Raw genomic sequence first — 18,814 nt, 5'->3', positions numbered from 1 at the left:
CGTTATTCTCCTGCGAGGCTGTAACGCGCTTCCATCACCCGGATTGACGAACTGACCGGCAATACATAACGCCAGGTCTGCGCCACCGTGAGGGTATCGGTATCAATATGTAACATGTCAGACCACATCATCTGCGGCACCATTTCCCCGCTCTTCATCCGCAGCAGAATACCCGCCCAGTTTGCAGGCAGCGTGAAGGTAATATCGCCGTCAGGGTGTAGCCCTTGCAGGGTGATTTCTGTACCAGGAGCAGGAAAAGGAATTTGCTGGTTACGCGGTGCGCAATTCCAGTAACGAGCGTTAAAGTCATCCGGCAGGCCGGGATGGCGATTTTTCAGCCACTTCTGGTCATAAGTACCGGCCAGCCGCAGGCGTGGAACCCAGGTGCGGCTGAGGCAACCAAAACCCGCAGGCTGAAATTCAGGTGCATTCCAGTCGGCTTTTCCGTCCAGAACGGCAGTAAACTGTTTCAGGGTAAACGGGCTGTCGGTTGCGATAAGGCGCGGAGCTTCGACCTGCTGAATATCACAGGCCCGCAGATACCAGGGCTGCGCGTAACCCAGCCCCAGCGGATTCACCTCGCAGACCACGTGTGCCAGTGGAGGGTTATCCCGATCAGGATGTTCACCACGCTGGGCCTCGGTAAGGTGAAACTCTTCAGGAACACGCTCAGCATATTCGCTGGCGGCTTCCACGCGGCATTCGCCGCCAAAGGCGTATCGATAATTTAGTGGTAGGAAGGTGAAAGGCTCGGGTTCAGTTTCGCTCCACTGCCCCGTTAATGCCTGACGCCGGTAAAAGCGAGGTCCCGTCACCCGGATTTTTTTGTCCAGAATGACGTCACCCAAGGGGGAACGCATCAATACGCCCGCCATCATTTCCGGTACAGCGACGCCACCCGGCGTATAGGCAGTTCCATTGATGATGATGTCACAGGCGGTTTTCAGGGGCGCAAGGTCACTTTCACGCAGGACCGGAGACATATTCATTTCCCCGATAAACTCATCTTCCAGACAGAGCGGCAGCGGTGGGTTTTCCATCAGTTGCGCCTGCCAGTGTCCTTCTACATCCTGTACCAGCCGGAAACCCGTTTTCATGGCGATAACGTGATGACGCTCGTTATGCTTGTCGTCCATCGCGTATTCCATCACTGAAAATGGCGTCAGATTACGAAATTCCATTTTTCAGGCCTCAGTTGATGAATACGTCTTTGCCTTTGATATTTGCCGGGCCGCCCGCGGTGAAGTCAAACTCCTGCCCGGAGATGGTTATTTTTCCACTGCTTTCCAGCGTGATAGAGCTTTTACCGCATATCAGTTCGATTTTGTCGCCGGATTTGATCGTGGTGATATTGGCGACATCGAGCGTATAGCTTTGCTTAACACTGACCTTCTGATCTTTCACCACGGTTTCGGTATCAAACCCTGTAACTGTGGTGATCTGATCGTTATCCACACTTTTATGGCGGTCATGAACAACATGGAGTGTCTGATCGTTCTGAATGGTGATGGTTTGATCGTGGGCAACAGCAACTTTTTGATCGTGTTTCTCTTCGTTCTTACTGCCCACATTTACCGTCTGCCCCACAACCACCGTGACCATCTGGTTATTCTTCACGGTTTCGGTATGGTCGTGATCCACCGTTGTCGTTCGGTCATGCAGCACCTCTGTCACCATGTCCTTCTGGGCGTGCATATAGAGCTGTTCTTTGCTGGTCGCATCCTCAAAGCGCAGCTCATTAAAACCACTTCCTTTATAGGTCTTTGAGCGGATAGTCATCTGAGTTTTGGTGCCGGGTAGGCCACCGGGAGAGCGGTTATCCTGGTGGTAGGTGCGCCCCATGATGATGGGCTGGTCAGGGTCGCCATTAAGGAAGTCCACTATCACTTCCTGGTTTATGCGCGGAATAGCAAGGTTACCGAATCCGGTACCAGCCCATGCCTGCGAGACACGTACCCAGCAGGAGCTGGTTTCATCCTTCGGGTTATACCGATCCCAGTGAAACTGCACGCGCACGCGACCATGCTCGTCACAGAAGATTTCCTCACCCGCCGGGCCGGTGACGATGGCGCTTTGTGGTCCGTCCACTTTAGGTTTTTGCAGTGGCAGTGAACGCCAGGTACGATCCGCCGGGATAGCGCTGAATTGGTTATACAGATTGGTTCCTTGTCTCTGGCTACCATGCAGTGCCTGAGGCTGCTCACCGCTTATTGTACTGCTGACTACTTGCCATTCCCGGTTCAGAGTTTCCTGCGGATGCATCTTCAGCGTGAAGAGAGTCCCCGGCCACAGTTTCGGCGAATTACTGACACCGCTGGCTAATTCAGCATTGTTGCGTAGCCCATCCATCTGGTAACTGGCGAAATCCTGGCCGTGTTGTTCGTCCTTGAAACGCCCCGGATAGTCATAGATTTCATACTGAGTGAACTGGCCGTTCAGGTTCTCGCCCTGTTGGGTAAATTTGCCCTCCCAGCCGGGGGTCTTGAAGGTATAATCTTTGCTCAGCACGGATGAGGGACGCACACTCGCTATATAATAGAATACGCTGATGCATTCCTCGGTGACTCCAGTGTTGACGTTTGGATTAAAGGTAATGGCGTTTTTTATTGGTGTAAGACCTGCCACGTCATCACACAACGTCAGCTTCTGGTCCGGACCCTCTGAAGCCAGTTTGTCATAGAAGAAAATACCTTCTTCAGCCCACAGGCGTGATAAAAATGCCAGATCGCTTTCACCATACTGCACACAGAATTCACGTGCTGGATGACTTGCATTAAAGGAGGGGGTCCAGTCAGTTACACCATTTTCATCCAGCAGGGTGGCTGAGATAGTCTGGATATCCTGCTGCTGGAAGATGCGAAAGTTCTGGCGCAAACCGCTACGCCACAGGGGAGGATGGATAAGAAGATTGTACTGCATTTGCCAGCGGTTGTTCTCTTTCATCCCAAAGCTGGCTACCACTCCGGTGACATAACGCAGTGCCGTTCCCCCCTGCCAAATGGTCAGCGTGGCTTTTTTCTCCAGTAAACGCTCTGCCGTAAGACCAAATTCTTTACTGGCAACATCCACATTCAATACAAATGGGACGGAAAAACACTGTGTAAGCTGGAAATTCACTACAGCGAAAGTATCCGGTGCCTGCCCATCCACCTCCAGCGTAAAACGCAGCCCTTTTAATGACATAATGACCTCCCTGATCCTTGCGGGAAAACAGACATCCGCTGTTAGCGGCTGTGACAGTACAGTGTTACGCTTATCTTCAAACACGGAACCGCCGAAGCTTCCGGCACCCGCTATCTCCCGTAAAAGCGTAACCCCTTACTGACAACCCTCTTTTTATCGGTGCTCAATGCAAAAACAGCATCCCGCCCTTCACGGACAGGATGCTGTTGATTAACTTATGCTTCCAACGGCGCACGCCAGTCATCTGCACCGGAAGTGCCTGACTTAACGTGTTCCCACTCGATTTTGCGATAAGCCAGCTTCACGGCCAGCAATTGGGTAAATTCACGCTGAGACGGATCCTGACAGTGCGGCATATGGAGATTGATATCGACGATAGTCGAGTCAGTAAGACTGGTGGTGAAATAATGCTCCTGCTTACCTTCGATCGAAGTACGCCACCACTTAAGCTCCGTCGTTGGGAGCATTTCGCCTGAGGCGAGTGCGTTGTACAGAAGCGGAACGGCTTTATTGAGCGCCACGGTAAAGATAAACGGCTTGTGGGCACGCTGGCCAGAAGGCTGACCGGATTGTGGGTCAGTCGGTACTGTCACATTATGCTGGAACTCCTGCACCAGCATTTCATCTTCGTGGCCCTGCACGTAGATGTTGCCGACAGAATCAGCGGTGAAAGCACCAGCGGTAATATTTCCCTGAGTCTGACCTTTAATGGAAATGTAACACGGTGTAGGCATTTATAAACTCCTTGTGAATGTTATCAACAACTACTTACGATAACCTGTCGTTAATCCTCGGCAGGCAGATACAGACACGGTTCACACCGGGAACCGTTTTATATTTCTTTATCCGGTTTATGGGTAAACCGAAACGAGCAGCAATCACAAGAATCTTTTATATTGATGATGTGAATGCACTTTTGATTAAGTGAAATACATGTTCAGTTTTATATTTTATTAGTCCTTTCTTATATCTGCACTTATCGATATAACTCGTTCCTGAGTGAATATTTCACTCGTTATTTTACTGATATTTAATTTTGTAATTAATCAGATATTAACTAAGAAAAGTCATTCTTCATTTTTGGTTCTAATAAAAAAAGAATTAATTATAAGTTTTAATTATTAATCCACGCTTAATTCTTAAAACACAATCAGTTATGAAACAAACAACAACTTAAAATTCTTTTCATTCGCACCACCGCTGGTTTGAATATTCTTATTAATTCGCTAAGAACTCATCGAAGAATACCCCTCTTTCATTCTAATAAAAAGTTCTTCTCAAATATTTTTCTGCGCGTAGAATGCAAAAACATTAAGTCGTAAAAAAGTTTTAACTGCCACTGAAACGGCATTTTCAGTATTTTTAGTGCGATTCATGCTGTATTCATGGCCTGGAAGATAACCTGACGGAGTATTCTTATGAGCAGCAAACATGATAGTGGCAGTATTGCGCCACGAGAGCGTATAAATATTAAATTTCAGCCAACAACAGGAAATAAAACAGCGGAAGTGGAATTACCACTTAACCTGCTGGTCGCGGGCAATCTGATTGGCGGTACAGATGACACACCAATGGATGAGCGCCAGCTAATTGCCATCGATCGTAATAATTTTAATGCGGTATTGGAACAGTCGGGTATTAAACGCGAGTTCACAGTTTCTTCTGCGCTCAGTGAAACACCCGATGCACGTATGGGGATCAACCTGAAAGTCAGAGCGCTGACCGATCTCTCGCCGGACAACATTGCCACCCAGGTGCCAGAAATGCGAAAAATGCTGGAGTTACGCGAAGCGCTGGTAGCACTTCGTGGCCCAATGGGCAATATCCCAGCTTTCCGTGCACAACTTCAGGCATTACTTGGTGACGAAAAGAGCCGTGAACAACTGATTGCAGAACTGGGCCTCGCTGGTCGGAATTAACTTGTAAAAGGACTTCAGTATGTCAGAGATCACCTTACCGGAAGCATCTGCTTCCACCGCAACGGTCACAGCGCCCAATCTGCTGGATGAAATTATGGCGCAGACCCGTTTTAAACCGGAGTCAGAAAGCTACGATATCGCCCGACAGGGCGTGACAGCGTTCATTACCACGCTGTTGCAGAGTAACGACGAAACGGAATCTGTCGATATCCTTGCGGTCAACGGCATGATTGCCGATATTGATGAGCGTATGAGCCGCCAGATGGATTTGATCCTTCATGCCCCAGAGTTCCAGGAACTGGAGTCGTTCCTGCGTTCACTTAAGCTGCTAGTTGATCATGCAGATCCACGAGAAAACATCAAAATTCACCTGCTACACGCCACCAAAGAAGAGCTTCTGGACGATTTCTCATTTGCCCCAGAAATCACGCAGTCCGGCTTCTATCGCCAGGTTTACGCCACGGGGTTTGGCCAGTTTGGCGGTGAGCCAGTAGCCGCCGTGATCGGTAATTACGCTTTTAACAACACGGTCGCAGATATGAAGCTGCTGAAATACATCAGCTCAGTTTCCGCAATGGCCCATGCTCCGTTCCTGTCTTCAGTTTCTCCGGAGTTTTTTGGCCTGGATTCGTTTACCGAACTCCCTGGTATCAGAGATGTTGCCGCCATTTTTGAAGGTCCAGCGTATACGAAATGGCGTTCGCTGCGTGAATCGGAAGATGCTCGTAATCTTGGTCTGACAGCTCCGCGCTTCCTGCTTCGCCACCCTTATGGACCAAATGAAAATCCGGTGAAAAGCTTTAATTATCGCGAAAATGTCAGCAAAAACCATGAGCACTATTTATGGGGGAATACAGCGTTTCTTCTGGCGGCGAACATGGCCGAAAGCTTCATGTCAACCCGCTGGTGTCCAAATATTGTTGGTCCACAAAGCGGCGGAGCTGTGAAAGATTTACCGGTGCATCTGTATGAGGCAATGGGTCAACTTCAAGCTAAAGTACCAACTGAAATTCTCATTTCCGACAGGCGGGAATATGAGTTGGCAGAGCAGGGTTTCATTACTCTCACTATGCGCAAAGGCTCTGATAATGCAGCATTTTTCTCCGCTAACTCGGTGCAGAAACCGAAAGTGTTCCCCAACACAGTGGAAGGCAAAGAAGCCGAAACTAACTACAAACTCGGTACTCAACTCCCCTACCTTTTTGTTATCAACCGACTGGCTCATTACATCAAGGTTCTGCAACGTGAGCAGCTTGGCTCATGGAAAGAAAGAGGTGATCTGGAGCGCGAACTAAATACCTGGATTCGCCAGTATGTCGCTGATCAGGAAAACCCACCTTCTGAAGTTCGCAGCCGCAAACCACTGCGTCAGGCGAAGATTGTAGTATCTGATGTGGAAGGAGAACCCGGCTGGTATCAGGTCGCACTAAGTGTCCGCCCGCACTTCAAATACATGGGAGCGTCGTTTGAACTGTCTCTCGTTGGACGGTTAGACAGGGAATAAATCCATGATAACGGAACGGGAGTCCGGAGGCAGTTTATTTGAGCGCATCGGGGAATCGGCTAAGCCTTCTTCGCGCCAGCGGACAAAGGCAATATTGCTGCATTCTGTGCGCAATAATCTGCGTAATGTCCTCAACACCCGTTCCGGTAGCTGCTACGGTTCGCCAGAACTGGGGATTGCTGATTTTAATGATGAATCTCCTGATTCTGTGAACCTACGGGAATGGATGGTTAAGTCTATAAAACATTGCATTCTGCGCTATGAGCCTCGTATTTCAGATGTGGTGGTGAGCAGCTGCGCAGAGGATAGCTATGCGCAGCTGGAGCTGCATTTTCACATTGTTGCATACCTGAATTTCAGCGACAGAAAGGATGTTCTGGAGTTTGACATTATGCTGGATAACCACCAGCACTGGTACGTGGAGTAAACCGGATGGCTTTCGAAGAGCGTTACTATCGCGAGGAACTGGACTATCTGCGCCAACTCGGCAAGTTGCTGGCACAAGAAAAACCTTATCTTGCCCGGTTTCTGGCCGAGAAGGAGGGTGATCCTGATGTGGAGCGCCTGATGGAAGCCTTCGCCTTCCTTTCCGGTGGCCTGCGGCAAAAGCTGGAAGATGAGTTCCCAGAGTTTACACATGGGCTAATAAATATGCTGTGGCCCAATTATCTGCGTCCTGTTCCAGCAATGGCGGTGATTGAATACCGTCCTAAAAAAGAGCTGAAAACACCTGTTCAAGTTTGCCGAGATGAACTGATAAAAACACAGGCAGGAAGAAGTAGGCAGCTCTTTGCTCAGGGCGTATTGACGAGCGAAGATAATAAAGTGGCTCAGACGGCCTGCCATTTTACTCTAGCGCGTGATATTTGGCTGCAACCCCTATTGGTCCAGGATGTGCGAAACAATAGCACCCTGAAAGAAGGCCTTATTGAGATTGATTTTTTCACGGAAGGTAACGTTTCTCCCAGTGAACTGGATCTGAATAAACTCACCTTCTGGCTGGGCAATGATGACGACTATACCCGCCATCAGCTCTATATGTGGTTTAGTGAGCGGTTGATGGATGCGGAACTGGTGAGCGGAGAACACCACGTATCATTGCCGGATCTGTGGCTAGATGCTGCCGGATTTGAACGGGAAGATGCGCTGTTGCCATGGCCGAAAAACGTTCATAGCGGCTATCGGGTGCTTCAGGAGTATTTCTGCTACCCAGAGAGCTTTTTCTTTTTTCATCTGCGGGATGCTACCCCGTTACCAGAGAACTTCCCAGTCAATAACTTTACGCTGCGCCTGCGTTTTAATCTGCCGTTGCCCGCAGATATCAAACTGCGTCGAGATTCACTGCGTCCGTACTGTACACCTGCAGTAAACCTGTTTGTGCATCATTCTGAACCCGTCAGACCGGATGGTAACGCACCGCAGTATCCGTTGTGTGCTAGCCAGCAGCATCCGGAGTCCTGTGACATCTTTCGGATACAATCGGTTTCCAGTAAAACAAACGAATCTAAACATGGTGAAAAATTTAGGCTCTGGCCTGAATTCGAGGGATTTCAGCACCAGATTGAGTACAGCAGCCAGCGTGACGTTGTCTACTGGCATCACCGTACAAAAACGTCCCTGTTTCATCGTGGTCTGGATCACTCCATTGCTTTTGTCCACGCCGATGGCAGCCTACCAGAAGACCCTCGTCTGAAAGGTGAGGTGTTTACCGCCTCGCTGGTCTGTACCAACCGGATGCTACCTGCTTCGCTGCATACTGGCGATATCTGCGAAGCCGTTAATAAAAATCCAGCAGTGGCTTCTTTCAGTAACGTCACACGCCCGACTCGCCCACTGTATCCGGTGATGGACGGCGATATGCACTGGTCGCTGATTTCTTGTATGAACCTGAACTATCTCTCGCTGCTGGACCGAGACGTACTGATCCAGATACTTCGCACCTTTGATTTACCTGGTATTCATCATCCGCAACAGGCCCGCCTTTCCTCCCAAAAGCTGGACGCTATCGAGAGGATGGAGTCCCATCCGGTAGACCGTCTGTTTAAAGGTGTGCCGGTGCGGGGATTGTCCACCACGCTGTGGATCAATCCAGCCCCTTTCGTCTGCGAAGGCGAAATCTACCTGTTGGGGAACGTGTTGTCGTATTTCTTTGCTCTGTACGCCAGCATCAATTCATTTCACTGTCTCAGAATCATTAACACGGAAAGTCAGGAGTCCTGGGAATGGCAACACACTGGCCAGCATGCCCTGATGTAGGGGAAAACGCATTGTCCTCGGATGTGCGCGGTATAAATTTTTTTGTGCTAATGGAGTCATTATACCGCCGGTATGGTGATTCGAATCATGAGCCGTCGCTGCGCACCGAGCCGGAGAAGGAAGTGGCATTGTTCAAATCCGATGCCAGTATTGCTTTTCCAGGCAGCGATCTGAGCACACTTGAGCGTAACCATACTGGACTGTTTACCCTGACCACAAAGTTTCTGGGATTTTCCGGTAGCCAGTCGCCCTTACCTGGTTACTACCTAGACCGAATGGCGCGGGAGTCAGCACAAAATGAAGAAGGGCTGAAAGCATTCCTCGATCTTTTCAGCCACCGTTGGACACAGTTCGCTTATCACGCCTGGCGCAAATATCGCTATTACATCTGTTTTCGCAATGGCGGAACGGATGCCTTTTCACTGCGGATGTACTCGCTGGTCGGGCTGGGCAATACGAGCGTGCGTGACAGACTCGCCATTAACCACAGCAAAATGCTGGCCTATGCAGGAATACTGGCAACGCCGGGGCGCTCGCCGGATGTGGTATGCAATCTTGTCAGCCACTGTTTCGATTTGCCGGATGTCAGTATTGAGAGCTGGCAGTTACGTAAAGTACCCGTTGATCCCGCACAGCAAAACCGGCTGGGCGTGCGCAACCCGAAACGTAGAACCGCCGGATATGTGCCGGGGCGCTCGGTTATCGGCGTTAATTTTACCCTCGGGGCCAGAGTGCTTGACCGTAGCGGAAAATTCCTGCTGCGCTTAGGCAATCTGTCAATGGCGCGTTATCTCTCGTTTTTACCAGACGGCGAGAATCATCAGGCACTGACCTTGTTCATTTCCTTTCTGTTGCGTGATCAACTCGCCTGGGAGTTACGGCTCGACCTAGCACCGGAACAAGCAAAAGGAATGCGGCTGGGCGACCGTTCCCGCTCCTGTATCGGGCGCACAGCGTTTATTGGTCAGCCTAAAGCGCCGCCGTCCATCACCCTCCACATCAGGGATTAATTTTATGGAATCGCATATGGCTGAGGAAAAAACGCAGTCTCCCACCCTCTCACTGACATTGCAGGTGATGAATGGCAACGAACTGGAAAGTGGGCGTGCGGCAAAATGCCTCTTTACCACTGATGGCGGGGATATTGGCAACGTCCCCGAATGCCACTGGCCGGTACAAGACAGGGCGGGGGCCGTAGCCGGTCGCGCCTGCCGGGTGATTTTGCATGATGGCGCATTTTGCTTGAAGAGCCTAATGCCAGGCCTGATGATTAATCAAGCACCGGTAGCCCCAGATGCGGGGGTGGTGCGCCTGCGGCAAGGCGATGAAATCTCGCTGGGCGCGCTCACGCTGAAAGCCTTTATTCACGAAGGGAAGCTGGTCAGTTACAGCGAGCAAATGGCCGCACCAGAAACGATTGTTAGCAACCGTGACCGACTGGCGGACGCACTTCTGACAACAGATGGCCAGCCTGCATACCCGGGAATGCCCCGGATGCATCAGCTTGCAGATACAGTCGTTAACAGCTTTTCTGCCGATCCACTTCAGGCACTACAGACAGAAAGATTGACCGTAGCAGGCGATCCGCTTTCGGGGATCGTCCCTGACCGCTCTTCGTTCACCGGCAGAGATGGCGCTATCGACAAATCATTTATGGATCTGCCGTCTGTGTATCCCGACCCGCAAGAGAACCATGATGATACGACCTCCCTGGCAGATATGGCACAACTTCATCTTGCCGTTACTCCTCTTTTACGTGGGCTGGGCAGCTCACTTGCTGTACGCAACTCACAGGATGCTGATGCTTTCCTTGAAGAAGCTGGGAGGACATTACAGGCAGCAATTAAAGGACTGCTCGATCTACAACAGCGACGCAACAGCCTATCGGATAAACACCTGCGCCCGCTGGAAGATAACCCGCTGCGCCTGAACATGGATTATGCCACAGCACTCGACGTGATGTTTGCTGAGGGTAAAAGCCCGGTACATCTGGCAGCCCCCGCGGCTGTTGGTGAGAGTCTGCGTAACATCCGTCATCACGAAGATGCTAATCGCGCCGCGATTGTTGAATCATTACGTGTGTTACTCGATGCCTTCTCACCGCAGAGCCTGATGCGTCGCTTTGTGCAGTACCGCCGCAGCCATGAACTGCGTCAGCCGCTGGACGATGCAGGGGCATGGAAAATGTATAGGGATTATTACGACGAGTTAGCATCCAGCCGCCAGCAGGGGTTTGAGATGCTGTTTAACGAAGTCTATGCCCAGATCTATGACCGTGTACTGCGCGAAAAACAGCGGGAGCCGGAAGCATGACAATACGTTTTTTTCGTGTCTGCATGGTGGCGCTGTTTTTCTGCGTACACCTGACCGGCTGCGAAACGGCGAAAAAACTCGGTCAGGTGATCGCCAATCCGGATGTTCAGGTCGGGAAGCTGGCGGAGCAACCGTCAGAGATTACGGTGACGCTGCTGACCGAGCCAGACACCAACATCAATGCAGATGGTGAAGCCGCCTCTGTGGATGTGCAACTGATTTATATGAGTGACGACTCCAAGTTACAGGCCACCGACTATGACCAGATAGCCAGCACGGCGCTACCGGATGTGCTGGGGAAAAACTATATCGATCACCAAGATTTTAGCCTGCTGCCGGACACGATTAAGACCCTGCCGCCGGTGAAGCTGGATGGGAAAACTCAGTTTATCGGCGTTGTGGCCTATTTTTCTGATGACCAGACCACCGAATGGAAACAAATTGAACCAGTGGAAAGCACCGGCCATAGCTACCGCCTGCTGGTACATGTACGGCAGAGCAGCATCGAAATGAAAAAAGAGGACAACTGACGATGGCGACCATGAAAAACAAGGTGATCTGGCAGGAGGGGCTGTTTGCCCTGCCGCAACACTTCCAGCAACAGCAGCGCAATCAGGAATACTTGCTTAACCAGCGTATGAATGCGCAGGTCGATTTTGCCTGGGGGTTCACCTCGCTGTCGATCAATACGGAGTTGCTGGCCCAAGGGAAACTCATGCTAGACAGTGCAGAGGGCTGTATGCCGGACGGCACGGTATTCAGTATTCCAGGACAAGATCAGCTGCCAGTGCCTTTTCAGCCTCTCGATCTTTCCCGTCAGGGCAGCCATGACATCTATCTGGCACTACCGGTCATTAGCGATATTACCTGCGAAATTGAGGGCCGTCAGAGCGCCGGTCAAGGGACGGAACGCTACCGTCTGGCCCGAGCTGATGTCCGCGATTTGCACTCCGATGATGGCGATGTACAGCAAATAGTGCTGGGGCAACTGGCCCCAAAAATCGTCTGCGGCGCGGACGATCTCAGTGCGATGGTGACGTTGCCGCTGTGCCGTATCCGCAGCCAGCATGCTAACGGGGCGCTGATACTGGATGACAGTTTCATCCCAACCTGTCAGGCCATACGCGTCAGCCCGGTGCTTAACGGATTTGCCGGTGACGTACAGGGGCTTATCAGTAACCGTGCCAGTGAACTGGCAAAACGAATTGGTTCGCCGGAACAGAGTGGGATCGCCGATGTGGCGGAGTTTATGATGCTGCAGATGCTTAACCGCAGCCAGATGCATTTCACTCATCGTTCGCATCTGCGCACACTGCCCCCGGAGAGCTTTTATCTGGATCTAGTTCGGCTGCTGGGTGAACTGATGACTTTTACGGAGGACAGCCGTCTGCCCTGCCCGGTGGATGTTTACAACCACCGCGATCTCACGCAGTCGTTTAAAACGGTGATCCCGGAATTGCGTCGGGCGCTTAACACCGTGCTGATGCCGCGTGCGCAAAACCTACCCCTGGCCTTCTCCGACGGATTTTATGTTGCTACGGTTAACGATCCGACGCTGTTGCAGGCTGGCACCTTCATTCTCGCGGTACGTGCGCGGATGCCGCACGGCCAGCTTATCCACCAATTTACTCAGCAGTCCAAAGTGGCGGCCACAAATAAAATTCGCGATATGGTCAGCGTACAGGTGCCCGGCGTGCCACTGACGCCGAGAACAGCCGCGCCGCGACAGTTACCTTATCACGATGGTTTTGTTTACTTTGAACTGGATAAGGGCGCAGCCGCTTGGCAGGACGTGGTGAAAGCTGGGGCGTTGGGACTACATATTTCCGGCTCTTTTCCTGAACTGAACATACAGTTGTGGGCAATAAGAGGATGAGATCATGAGCGAACAATCCATTCTGTTTCCCGCCGGAAATAACAGCCAGGATGCCATTTCACCAGCGGAAAAAAAGGATTCGGCGTTGCATGAGCTGTCAGAGGAACATTCCGGTCGTCAGTACCGGCTGCCCCTACGTGGTAACAGCCTAAACCCGATGGTTGATGCTGCCACACCATTGTTGGGAATGGTCATGCGCATGGAGGGAATGAACAGCCAGACCATGCCGGAGCACCTCTTCGCGCAGGTAGTAACAGATGTCCAGGCGGTGGAGCAACTGCTTCAAGAGCAGGGCTACGAGCCGGGAGTGATTGTCTCGTGTCGCTATGTGCTCTGCACTTTTATTGACGAGGCTGCTCTGGGTAATGGCTGGTCGAACAAGAACGAGTGGATTAAACAGTCACTGCTGGTCCATTTCCACAATGAAGCCTGGGGCGGTGAGAAGGTTTTTATTTTGCTAGAGCGTCTGATCCGCGAACCAAAGCGTTATCAGGATCTGCTGGAATTTGTATATCTCTGCTTTTCTCTGGGCTTTCGTGGGCGCTACAAGGTGGCCGCCATACATGATCAGGGTGAGTTTGAACAGATATATCGCCGTCTGCACCATGTTCTGCACACACTGCGCGGTGATGCCCCTTCTCCGCTACTGCATCAGGACAAAAAAACGCAAGGTGGACGCTATCAGCTCATGAGACGCTTGACCATCAAACATGTGCTCATTGGCGGCATTGCCGTTCTGGCGCTCTTTTATCTGTTCTACATGTTGCGGCTGGACAGCCAGACGCAGGATATTCTGCATCAACTGAACCGGCTACTGGCCAGGTAAGGACACAGCATATGATCCAGATTAATCTGGCCTCTCTGGTTAAGCATCTTAACCAATTATCCCGGCAGGCGCTGGAAGCGGCAGCGGCGGAGTGCATGGGCCAGCAGGCGTCGGAAATTACCGTGGCACATGTATTGTTACAGATGCTGACATCGGTACGCAGTGACGTAAGGGTGATTGCGGAAAAAGCGGACATTGACACGAATGCGCTGCGTCGAGCGCTCACGGTTGAAAATTACGCGACGGTGCGGGCAACAGACAGTTACCCTGCATTCTCCCCGATGCTGGTTGAGTGGCTGAAAGAAGGCTGGCTACTGGCATCAGCTGAGATGCAGCACAGTGAACTGCGCGGCGGTATGTTGCTGTTGGCACTGTTGCACTCACCGCTGCGTTATGTGCCGCCGGTTGCCGCCCGGTTGCTGACAGCCATTAACCGCGATCAACTGCAACAGGATTTTGCGCAATGGACGCGAGAATCGGCGGAAACAGTAATGCGGAATGTGGACGGCCCATCGCCCAGCATGATAGCACCCACCGGCGACAATCTACTTAGCCGCTACGCGAAGAATATGACTGAAGATGCGCGTCAGGGGCAACTCGACCCAGTACTGTGTCGCGACCATGAAATTGACCTAATGATCGATATTCTCTGCCGCCGCCGTAAAAACAATCCGGTGGTGGTGGGGGAAGCTGGCGTCGGTAAAAGTGCCTTAATTGAAGGACTGGCGTTGCGTATTGTCGCAGGCCAAGTACCGGATAAGCTGAAAAACACCGATATTATGACCCTGGACTTAGGAGCGCTTCAGGCTGGAGCATCAGTAAAAGGCGAATTTGAAAAGCGCTTCAAGGGGCTGATGGCAGAAGTCATTTCCTCTGCTGTTCCCGTCATTTTATTTATCGATGAAGCACATACCTTAATTGGCGCGGGCAACCAGCAAGGCGGACTGGATATCTCCAACCTGCTAAAACCGGCGTTGGCTCGTGGTGAGTTGAAAACCATCGCCGCCACCACCTGGAGCGAATACAAAAAATACTTCGAAAAAGATGCCGCGCTGTCGCGCCGCTTCCAGTTAGTAAAAGTCAGCGAACCAACAGCGTCGGAAGCGACCATTATTCTGCGTGGCCTGTCGGCGGTGTATGAAAAATCACACGGTGTACTGATCGACGATGAAGCCTTACAGGCGGCAGCAACATTAAGCGAGCGCTACCTTTCTGGCCGCCAGTTGCCGGACAAAGCGATTGATGTGCTGGATACCGCCTGCGCCCGCGTGGCAATTAATCTCTCCTCTCCGCCGAAACAAATCTCGGCGCTGACCACCCAGAGCCACCAGTGTAAAGCGGAGATCCACCAGCTTGAACGAGAGATCCGGATCGGGCTGCGTACCGATACCACGCGGCTGAATGAGATTCATGCACAGTATGAAACAGCGCAGCAGGCGCTGCAGACACTAGTGTCTGCCTGGCGACAACAGCAGTTGCTGGTGCAAGAGATCATTGCGCTGCGCCAGCAACTGCTAGGTTCGCTCCCAAATGATGACACCGTTCCGGATATCACGGCAGAACGGGATAGCGCAGAAGCCATGCGGGCTGATGACACTGAGAACACATTGTCGGAAGAAAACACAGAAGCAGGTCAGGCTGCAGATATGATTTCTCCGGCTGAACGACTGCCGCAGTTAACCGCTGAGCTGGATGCCCTACATAACACGCAGTTATTGGTCTCTGCACACGTCGATAAAAAGCAGATTGCGGCGGTGATTGCCGAATGGACAGGCGTGCCGTTAAACCGCTTATCGCAGAATGAGATGTCAGTCATTACTGATCTGCCACGATGGCTGGGCAATACCATCAAGGGGCAGCATCTAGCAATAGCCAACCTACATAAGCATTTACTCACCGCACGCGCTGATTTGCGTCGCCCGGGAAGACCGCTAGGAGCATTCCTGCTGGCGGGTCCCAGCGGCGTAGGTAAAACTGAAACCGTGCTGCAATTAGCGGAACTGCTTTACGGCGGTCGCCAATACCTCACCACCATCAATATGTCGGAGTTTCAGGAAAAACACACGGTTTCGCGGCTGATTGGTTCGCCTCCGGGTTATGTCGGCTACGGTGAAGGCGGCGTGCTGACCGAGGCCATCCGTCAGAAACCGTACTCGGTAGTGTTGCTCGATGAGGTGGAAAAAGCCCACCCAGACGTACTCAACCTGTTTTACCAGGCCTTTGATAAGGGCGAGATGGCCGATGGCGAAGGCCGTCTAATTGACTGCAAAAATATCGTTTTTTTCCTCACCTCCAACCTCGGTTATCAGGTGATTGTCGAACACGCTGATGACCCGGAAACCATGCTGGAAGTGTTGTATCCGGTACTGGCCGACTTCTTTAAACCTGCGCTGCTGGCGCGTATGGAAGTGGTGCCGTATCTGCCGCTGTCAAAAGAAACTCTCGCCACCATTATCACAGGGAAGCTAGCCCGACTGGATAACGTGCTGCGCAGCCGCTTTGGTGCTGATGTCATTATCGAACAGGAAGTCACAGATGAAATCATGAAACGCGTCACTCGCGCCGAAAACGGGGCGAGGATGCTGGAATCGGTGATTGACGGCGACATGCTGCCGCCGCTCTCGCTGCTACTGTTGCAGAAAATGGCAACAGGCACCGGCATTGCCCGTATCCAGCTGTCAGCTGCTGACGGCGCATTTACTGCAGACGTGGAAGATGTAGAAGACAGCGAGTCCATAACAGAGGATGAGACTGTTTTATGAACAGGATGCGCGTTTTCTGGCATACCGGGTGGCTGTTAGCGGGCCTGCTGGCCGGACTCTCTGCACGTGCGGCGACGGCGAATCTCTCCCCCGCTTCCGGTTCGGCGATGACGAGTGTGACGGCGATCTCTCAGGATACGCAGGCTACGTTACAGGCGATGCAGACCTGTCGTCAAGAGCCTGCGGCGCTGGAACGCCTTGACTGTTACGACCGCCTATTGTCCCCCATAACGCCGGACGGTCTTAACGGGGCGCTGGTGAAAGCGGATTTTGTTGGTGAGTCCTGGACCCGCGCGACTGCGCAGGAAAAACACCGTCAGGATAACACTACTGAACTGCTGGTCATGCAGACATCGGGCGAACGCCCGACAGTGATTATCACCACTCCGGCTATTGGGCATGTTCCGCCGCGTCCAGTACTGATGTTCAGTTGCATGGACAATATCACCCGAATGCAGGTGGCGCTAGCTAAGGCGCTAGACACGCACGATATCGCCGTCACCTTAAAGGCCGACAGCAGGACATTCCGCAGCCGCTGGTTTGTGCGCGAAAACGGCATCCTGCTGGAATCCAGTCGTGGGCTATCCGGCATTGATGAAATTAAACAACTGTTTGGTGCAAAAACGCTGACGGTGGATACCGGTGCGGGCAATGCCGACGAGAAACTGACCTTTAACATCGACGGGCTGGCACAGACTATCGGGCCGCTGCGCGACGCCTGTCACTGGGCGGGAGAGTAGGAGAATGGCAATGGATTTACACGATCCGGCAGTGTGGATTTCGCATCTTCTGGAAAATCTTCCGGAAGATAAACTAGCCAGCGCCCTGAATGACGATGACGAAGAATGGGAGTATATCGACGGCGAAATCGTCAAGCTGGGTTCACTGACTCACAGTCAGCTTGATATACCGGAACTTCAACGTAGGGGGCTGGCGATTCTGGCCTCAGAGAGTAAAGACTTCCGTCTACTGACGCATCTGCTAAGAACGTTGCAACATACCGGTGATCCATTACTAGCACTGCGCCTGCTGGCATTGTTCGTCGAGCATTACTGGACGGTAGCTGCACCGCAAAATATGGCGCATAAAAAACGTTTTGCCGCGCAGGTGATGAAACGCTTTGAAGCGGGCATTAGCGGATTTGCGGAAAACGCCGGGACAGAGCAACGTGACGAGCTACCGAAAGCGCTGGGAAGACTGGCGCAGTGCTGGCTGGCACATAATGTACCAGAACTGGTGAAAGCAACGGATGACCTGCTTGCCCTTTATCAGCAAGCGTTTAATTGTGTTGCACCGTCCTCATCCCCCACTACAGCAAACGCCGGTATTTTGCAGAAGACCGATGCCACAGCTGGACGCGATGTATCGCAAAATACTCTGTCCCCTGAAATCCCGGTTCCACAAGTTACTGTCGATAGCCATGACGAGACCGCCTGGCGCGATACGCTGCAAAAAGTGGCGACCATTTTATGCGAACGCCAGCCGGACTCACCGCAAGGCTACCGGTTGCGCCGTCACGCACTGTGGCTGACCATCACCAGCACGCCACAGGTTGAAAGCGACGGTCGTACTCCACTGGCCGCTGTTTCCGCGGATATGGTGGCGGATTATCAGGCCCGTCTTAGCGGTGCGAATATGGTGCTCTGGAACCAAGTAGAGAAAAGTATACTGCTGGCCCCTTACTGGCTAGATGGGCATTACCTCTCCGCACAGACCGCTCTGCGCCTTGGTTACAAACAGGTTGCAGAGGCCATTCGTGATGAATTGTCCTGCTTTCTGACGCGTCTTCCGGCGCTTACCGGCCTGTTGTTCAACGACCGTACTCCCTTTATCAGCGAGCAGACAAAGCAGTGGCTGACCGTCTCATCTTCCGGCAGTCAGGCCGTATCGCCACTGCAATCTGGAGAGGAATTACAGACTGTCAGAACCTGTTTTAAAGAACAGGGACTAGAAGCCGCGTTGCGGCATTTAGATTCACTGCCTGAAGGCGACCCACGTGACCAGTTTCACCGACAGTATTTTGGCGCACAGCTCATGGAAGAGTCCGGGATGGAAAAACTGGCACAGCAACAGTACCGAATGCTGTTCAGAACAGGCTCGCAAATAGGGCTGGCTGACTGGGAGCCATCCCTGCTTGAGCAGCTTGAACAGAAATTCACGGCAGCACAATAAAAG

15 protein-coding genes are annotated in these 18,814 nt (G+C 52.0%); 12 read left to right on the top strand and 3 right to left on the bottom strand.

What is annotated here, in order from left to right:
• Window positions 1-2: 2 nt before the first annotated feature.
• The 3 genes from U0008_RS04145 to U0008_RS04135 all read right to left on the bottom strand — a co-directional run bounded on the left by U0008_RS04145 (window position 3) and on the right by U0008_RS04135 (window position 3,917).
• A complete protein-coding gene (locus U0008_RS04145) occupies window positions 3-1,181 on the bottom strand; it encodes a DUF2169 family type VI secretion system accessory protein (RefSeq protein ID WP_043491167.1) in 1,179 nt (392 codons plus the stop codon).
• 10 nt (window positions 1,182-1,191) lie between these two features.
• The gene (locus U0008_RS04140; protein ID WP_043491164.1) at window positions 1,192-3,183 is read right to left on the bottom strand and encodes a type VI secretion system Vgr family protein; all 1,992 of its coding nucleotides are present in this window, start codon (window positions 3,181-3,183) and stop codon (window positions 1,192-1,194) included.
• A 215-nt stretch (window positions 3,184-3,398) separates the two neighbouring features.
• Window positions 3,399-3,917 (bottom strand): Hcp family type VI secretion system effector, encoded by a 519-nt coding sequence (locus tag U0008_RS04135; RefSeq protein WP_043491161.1) that lies wholly within the window; start codon window positions 3,915-3,917, stop codon window positions 3,399-3,401.
• Window positions 3,918-4,601: 684 nt separating this feature from the next.
• Between U0008_RS04135 and tssB the strand changes: the two genes are divergently transcribed.
• The 12 genes from tssB to tssA are packed head-to-tail and all read left to right on the top strand — an operon-like array spanning window position 4,602 to window position 18,811.
• Entirely contained in the window at window positions 4,602-5,102 is a 501-nt protein-coding gene (gene tssB / locus U0008_RS04130; protein ID WP_025802543.1) for a type VI secretion system contractile sheath small subunit, read from the top strand.
• Between the two features lie 19 nt (window positions 5,103-5,121).
• Entirely contained in the window at window positions 5,122-6,606 is a 1,485-nt protein-coding gene (tssC, locus tag U0008_RS04125; protein ID WP_043491159.1) for a type VI secretion system contractile sheath large subunit, read from the top strand.
• Between the two features lie 7 nt (window positions 6,607-6,613).
• Window positions 6,614-7,033, top strand: a complete 420-nt coding sequence (tssE, locus tag U0008_RS04120) for a type VI secretion system baseplate subunit TssE (RefSeq protein ID WP_404813191.1) — start codon at window positions 6,614-6,616, stop codon at window positions 7,031-7,033.
• A gap of 5 nt (window positions 7,034-7,038) precedes the next feature.
• Window positions 7,039-8,862 (top strand): type VI secretion system baseplate subunit TssF, encoded by a 1,824-nt coding sequence (tssF, locus tag U0008_RS04115; protein ID WP_043491154.1) that lies wholly within the window; start codon window positions 7,039-7,041, stop codon window positions 8,860-8,862.
• Entirely contained in the window at window positions 8,829-9,872 is a 1,044-nt protein-coding gene (tssG, locus tag U0008_RS04110) for a type VI secretion system baseplate subunit TssG (protein WP_043491151.1), read from the top strand. The genes tssF and tssG overlap by 34 nt, the downstream gene beginning before the upstream one ends.
• Before the next feature lie 16 nt (window positions 9,873-9,888).
• Window positions 9,889-11,175 carry a type VI secretion system-associated FHA domain protein TagH gene (gene tagH / locus U0008_RS04105; protein WP_043491149.1) on the top strand — a complete coding sequence of 429 codons (1,287 nt, stop codon included), beginning with the start codon at window positions 9,889-9,891 and terminating at the stop codon, window positions 11,173-11,175.
• 23 nt (window positions 11,176-11,198) lie between these two features.
• Entirely contained in the window at window positions 11,199-11,705 is a 507-nt protein-coding gene (tssJ, locus tag U0008_RS04100; RefSeq protein ID WP_115349384.1) for a type VI secretion system lipoprotein TssJ, read from the top strand.
• A gap of 2 nt (window positions 11,706-11,707) precedes the next feature.
• Window positions 11,708-13,051, top strand: a complete 1,344-nt coding sequence (gene tssK / locus U0008_RS04095) for a type VI secretion system baseplate subunit TssK (protein WP_025802556.1) — start codon at window positions 11,708-11,710, stop codon at window positions 13,049-13,051.
• Window positions 13,052-13,055: 4 nt separating this feature from the next.
• Window positions 13,056-13,877 (top strand): type IVB secretion system protein IcmH/DotU, encoded by an 822-nt coding sequence (gene icmH, locus U0008_RS04090; protein ID WP_080723911.1) that lies wholly within the window; start codon window positions 13,056-13,058, stop codon window positions 13,875-13,877.
• 11 nt (window positions 13,878-13,888) lie between these two features.
• Complete coding sequence (gene tssH, locus U0008_RS04085; protein WP_043491146.1) at window positions 13,889-16,639, top strand: type VI secretion system ATPase TssH; 2,751 nt, start codon at window positions 13,889-13,891, stop codon at window positions 16,637-16,639.
• Window positions 16,636-17,379 (top strand): type VI secretion system-associated protein VasI, encoded by a 744-nt coding sequence (gene vasI / locus U0008_RS04080; protein ID WP_043491142.1) that lies wholly within the window; start codon window positions 16,636-16,638, stop codon window positions 17,377-17,379. Before tssH ends, vasI begins: the two co-directional genes overlap by 4 nt.
• Window positions 17,380-17,383: 4 nt before the next feature.
• Window positions 17,384-18,811 (top strand): type VI secretion system protein TssA, encoded by a 1,428-nt coding sequence (gene tssA / locus U0008_RS04075; protein WP_043491137.1) that lies wholly within the window; start codon window positions 17,384-17,386, stop codon window positions 18,809-18,811.
• Window positions 18,812-18,814 lie beyond the last annotated feature (3 nt).

The organism is Hafnia alvei, assembly GCF_034424155.1.
In the GTDB taxonomy this organism is placed as follows: domain Bacteria; phylum Pseudomonadota; class Gammaproteobacteria; order Enterobacterales; family Enterobacteriaceae; genus Hafnia; species Hafnia alvei.
The sequence above is the reverse complement of the archived record's forward strand: the minus strand, read 5'-3'. Positions and strand labels throughout refer to the sequence as shown.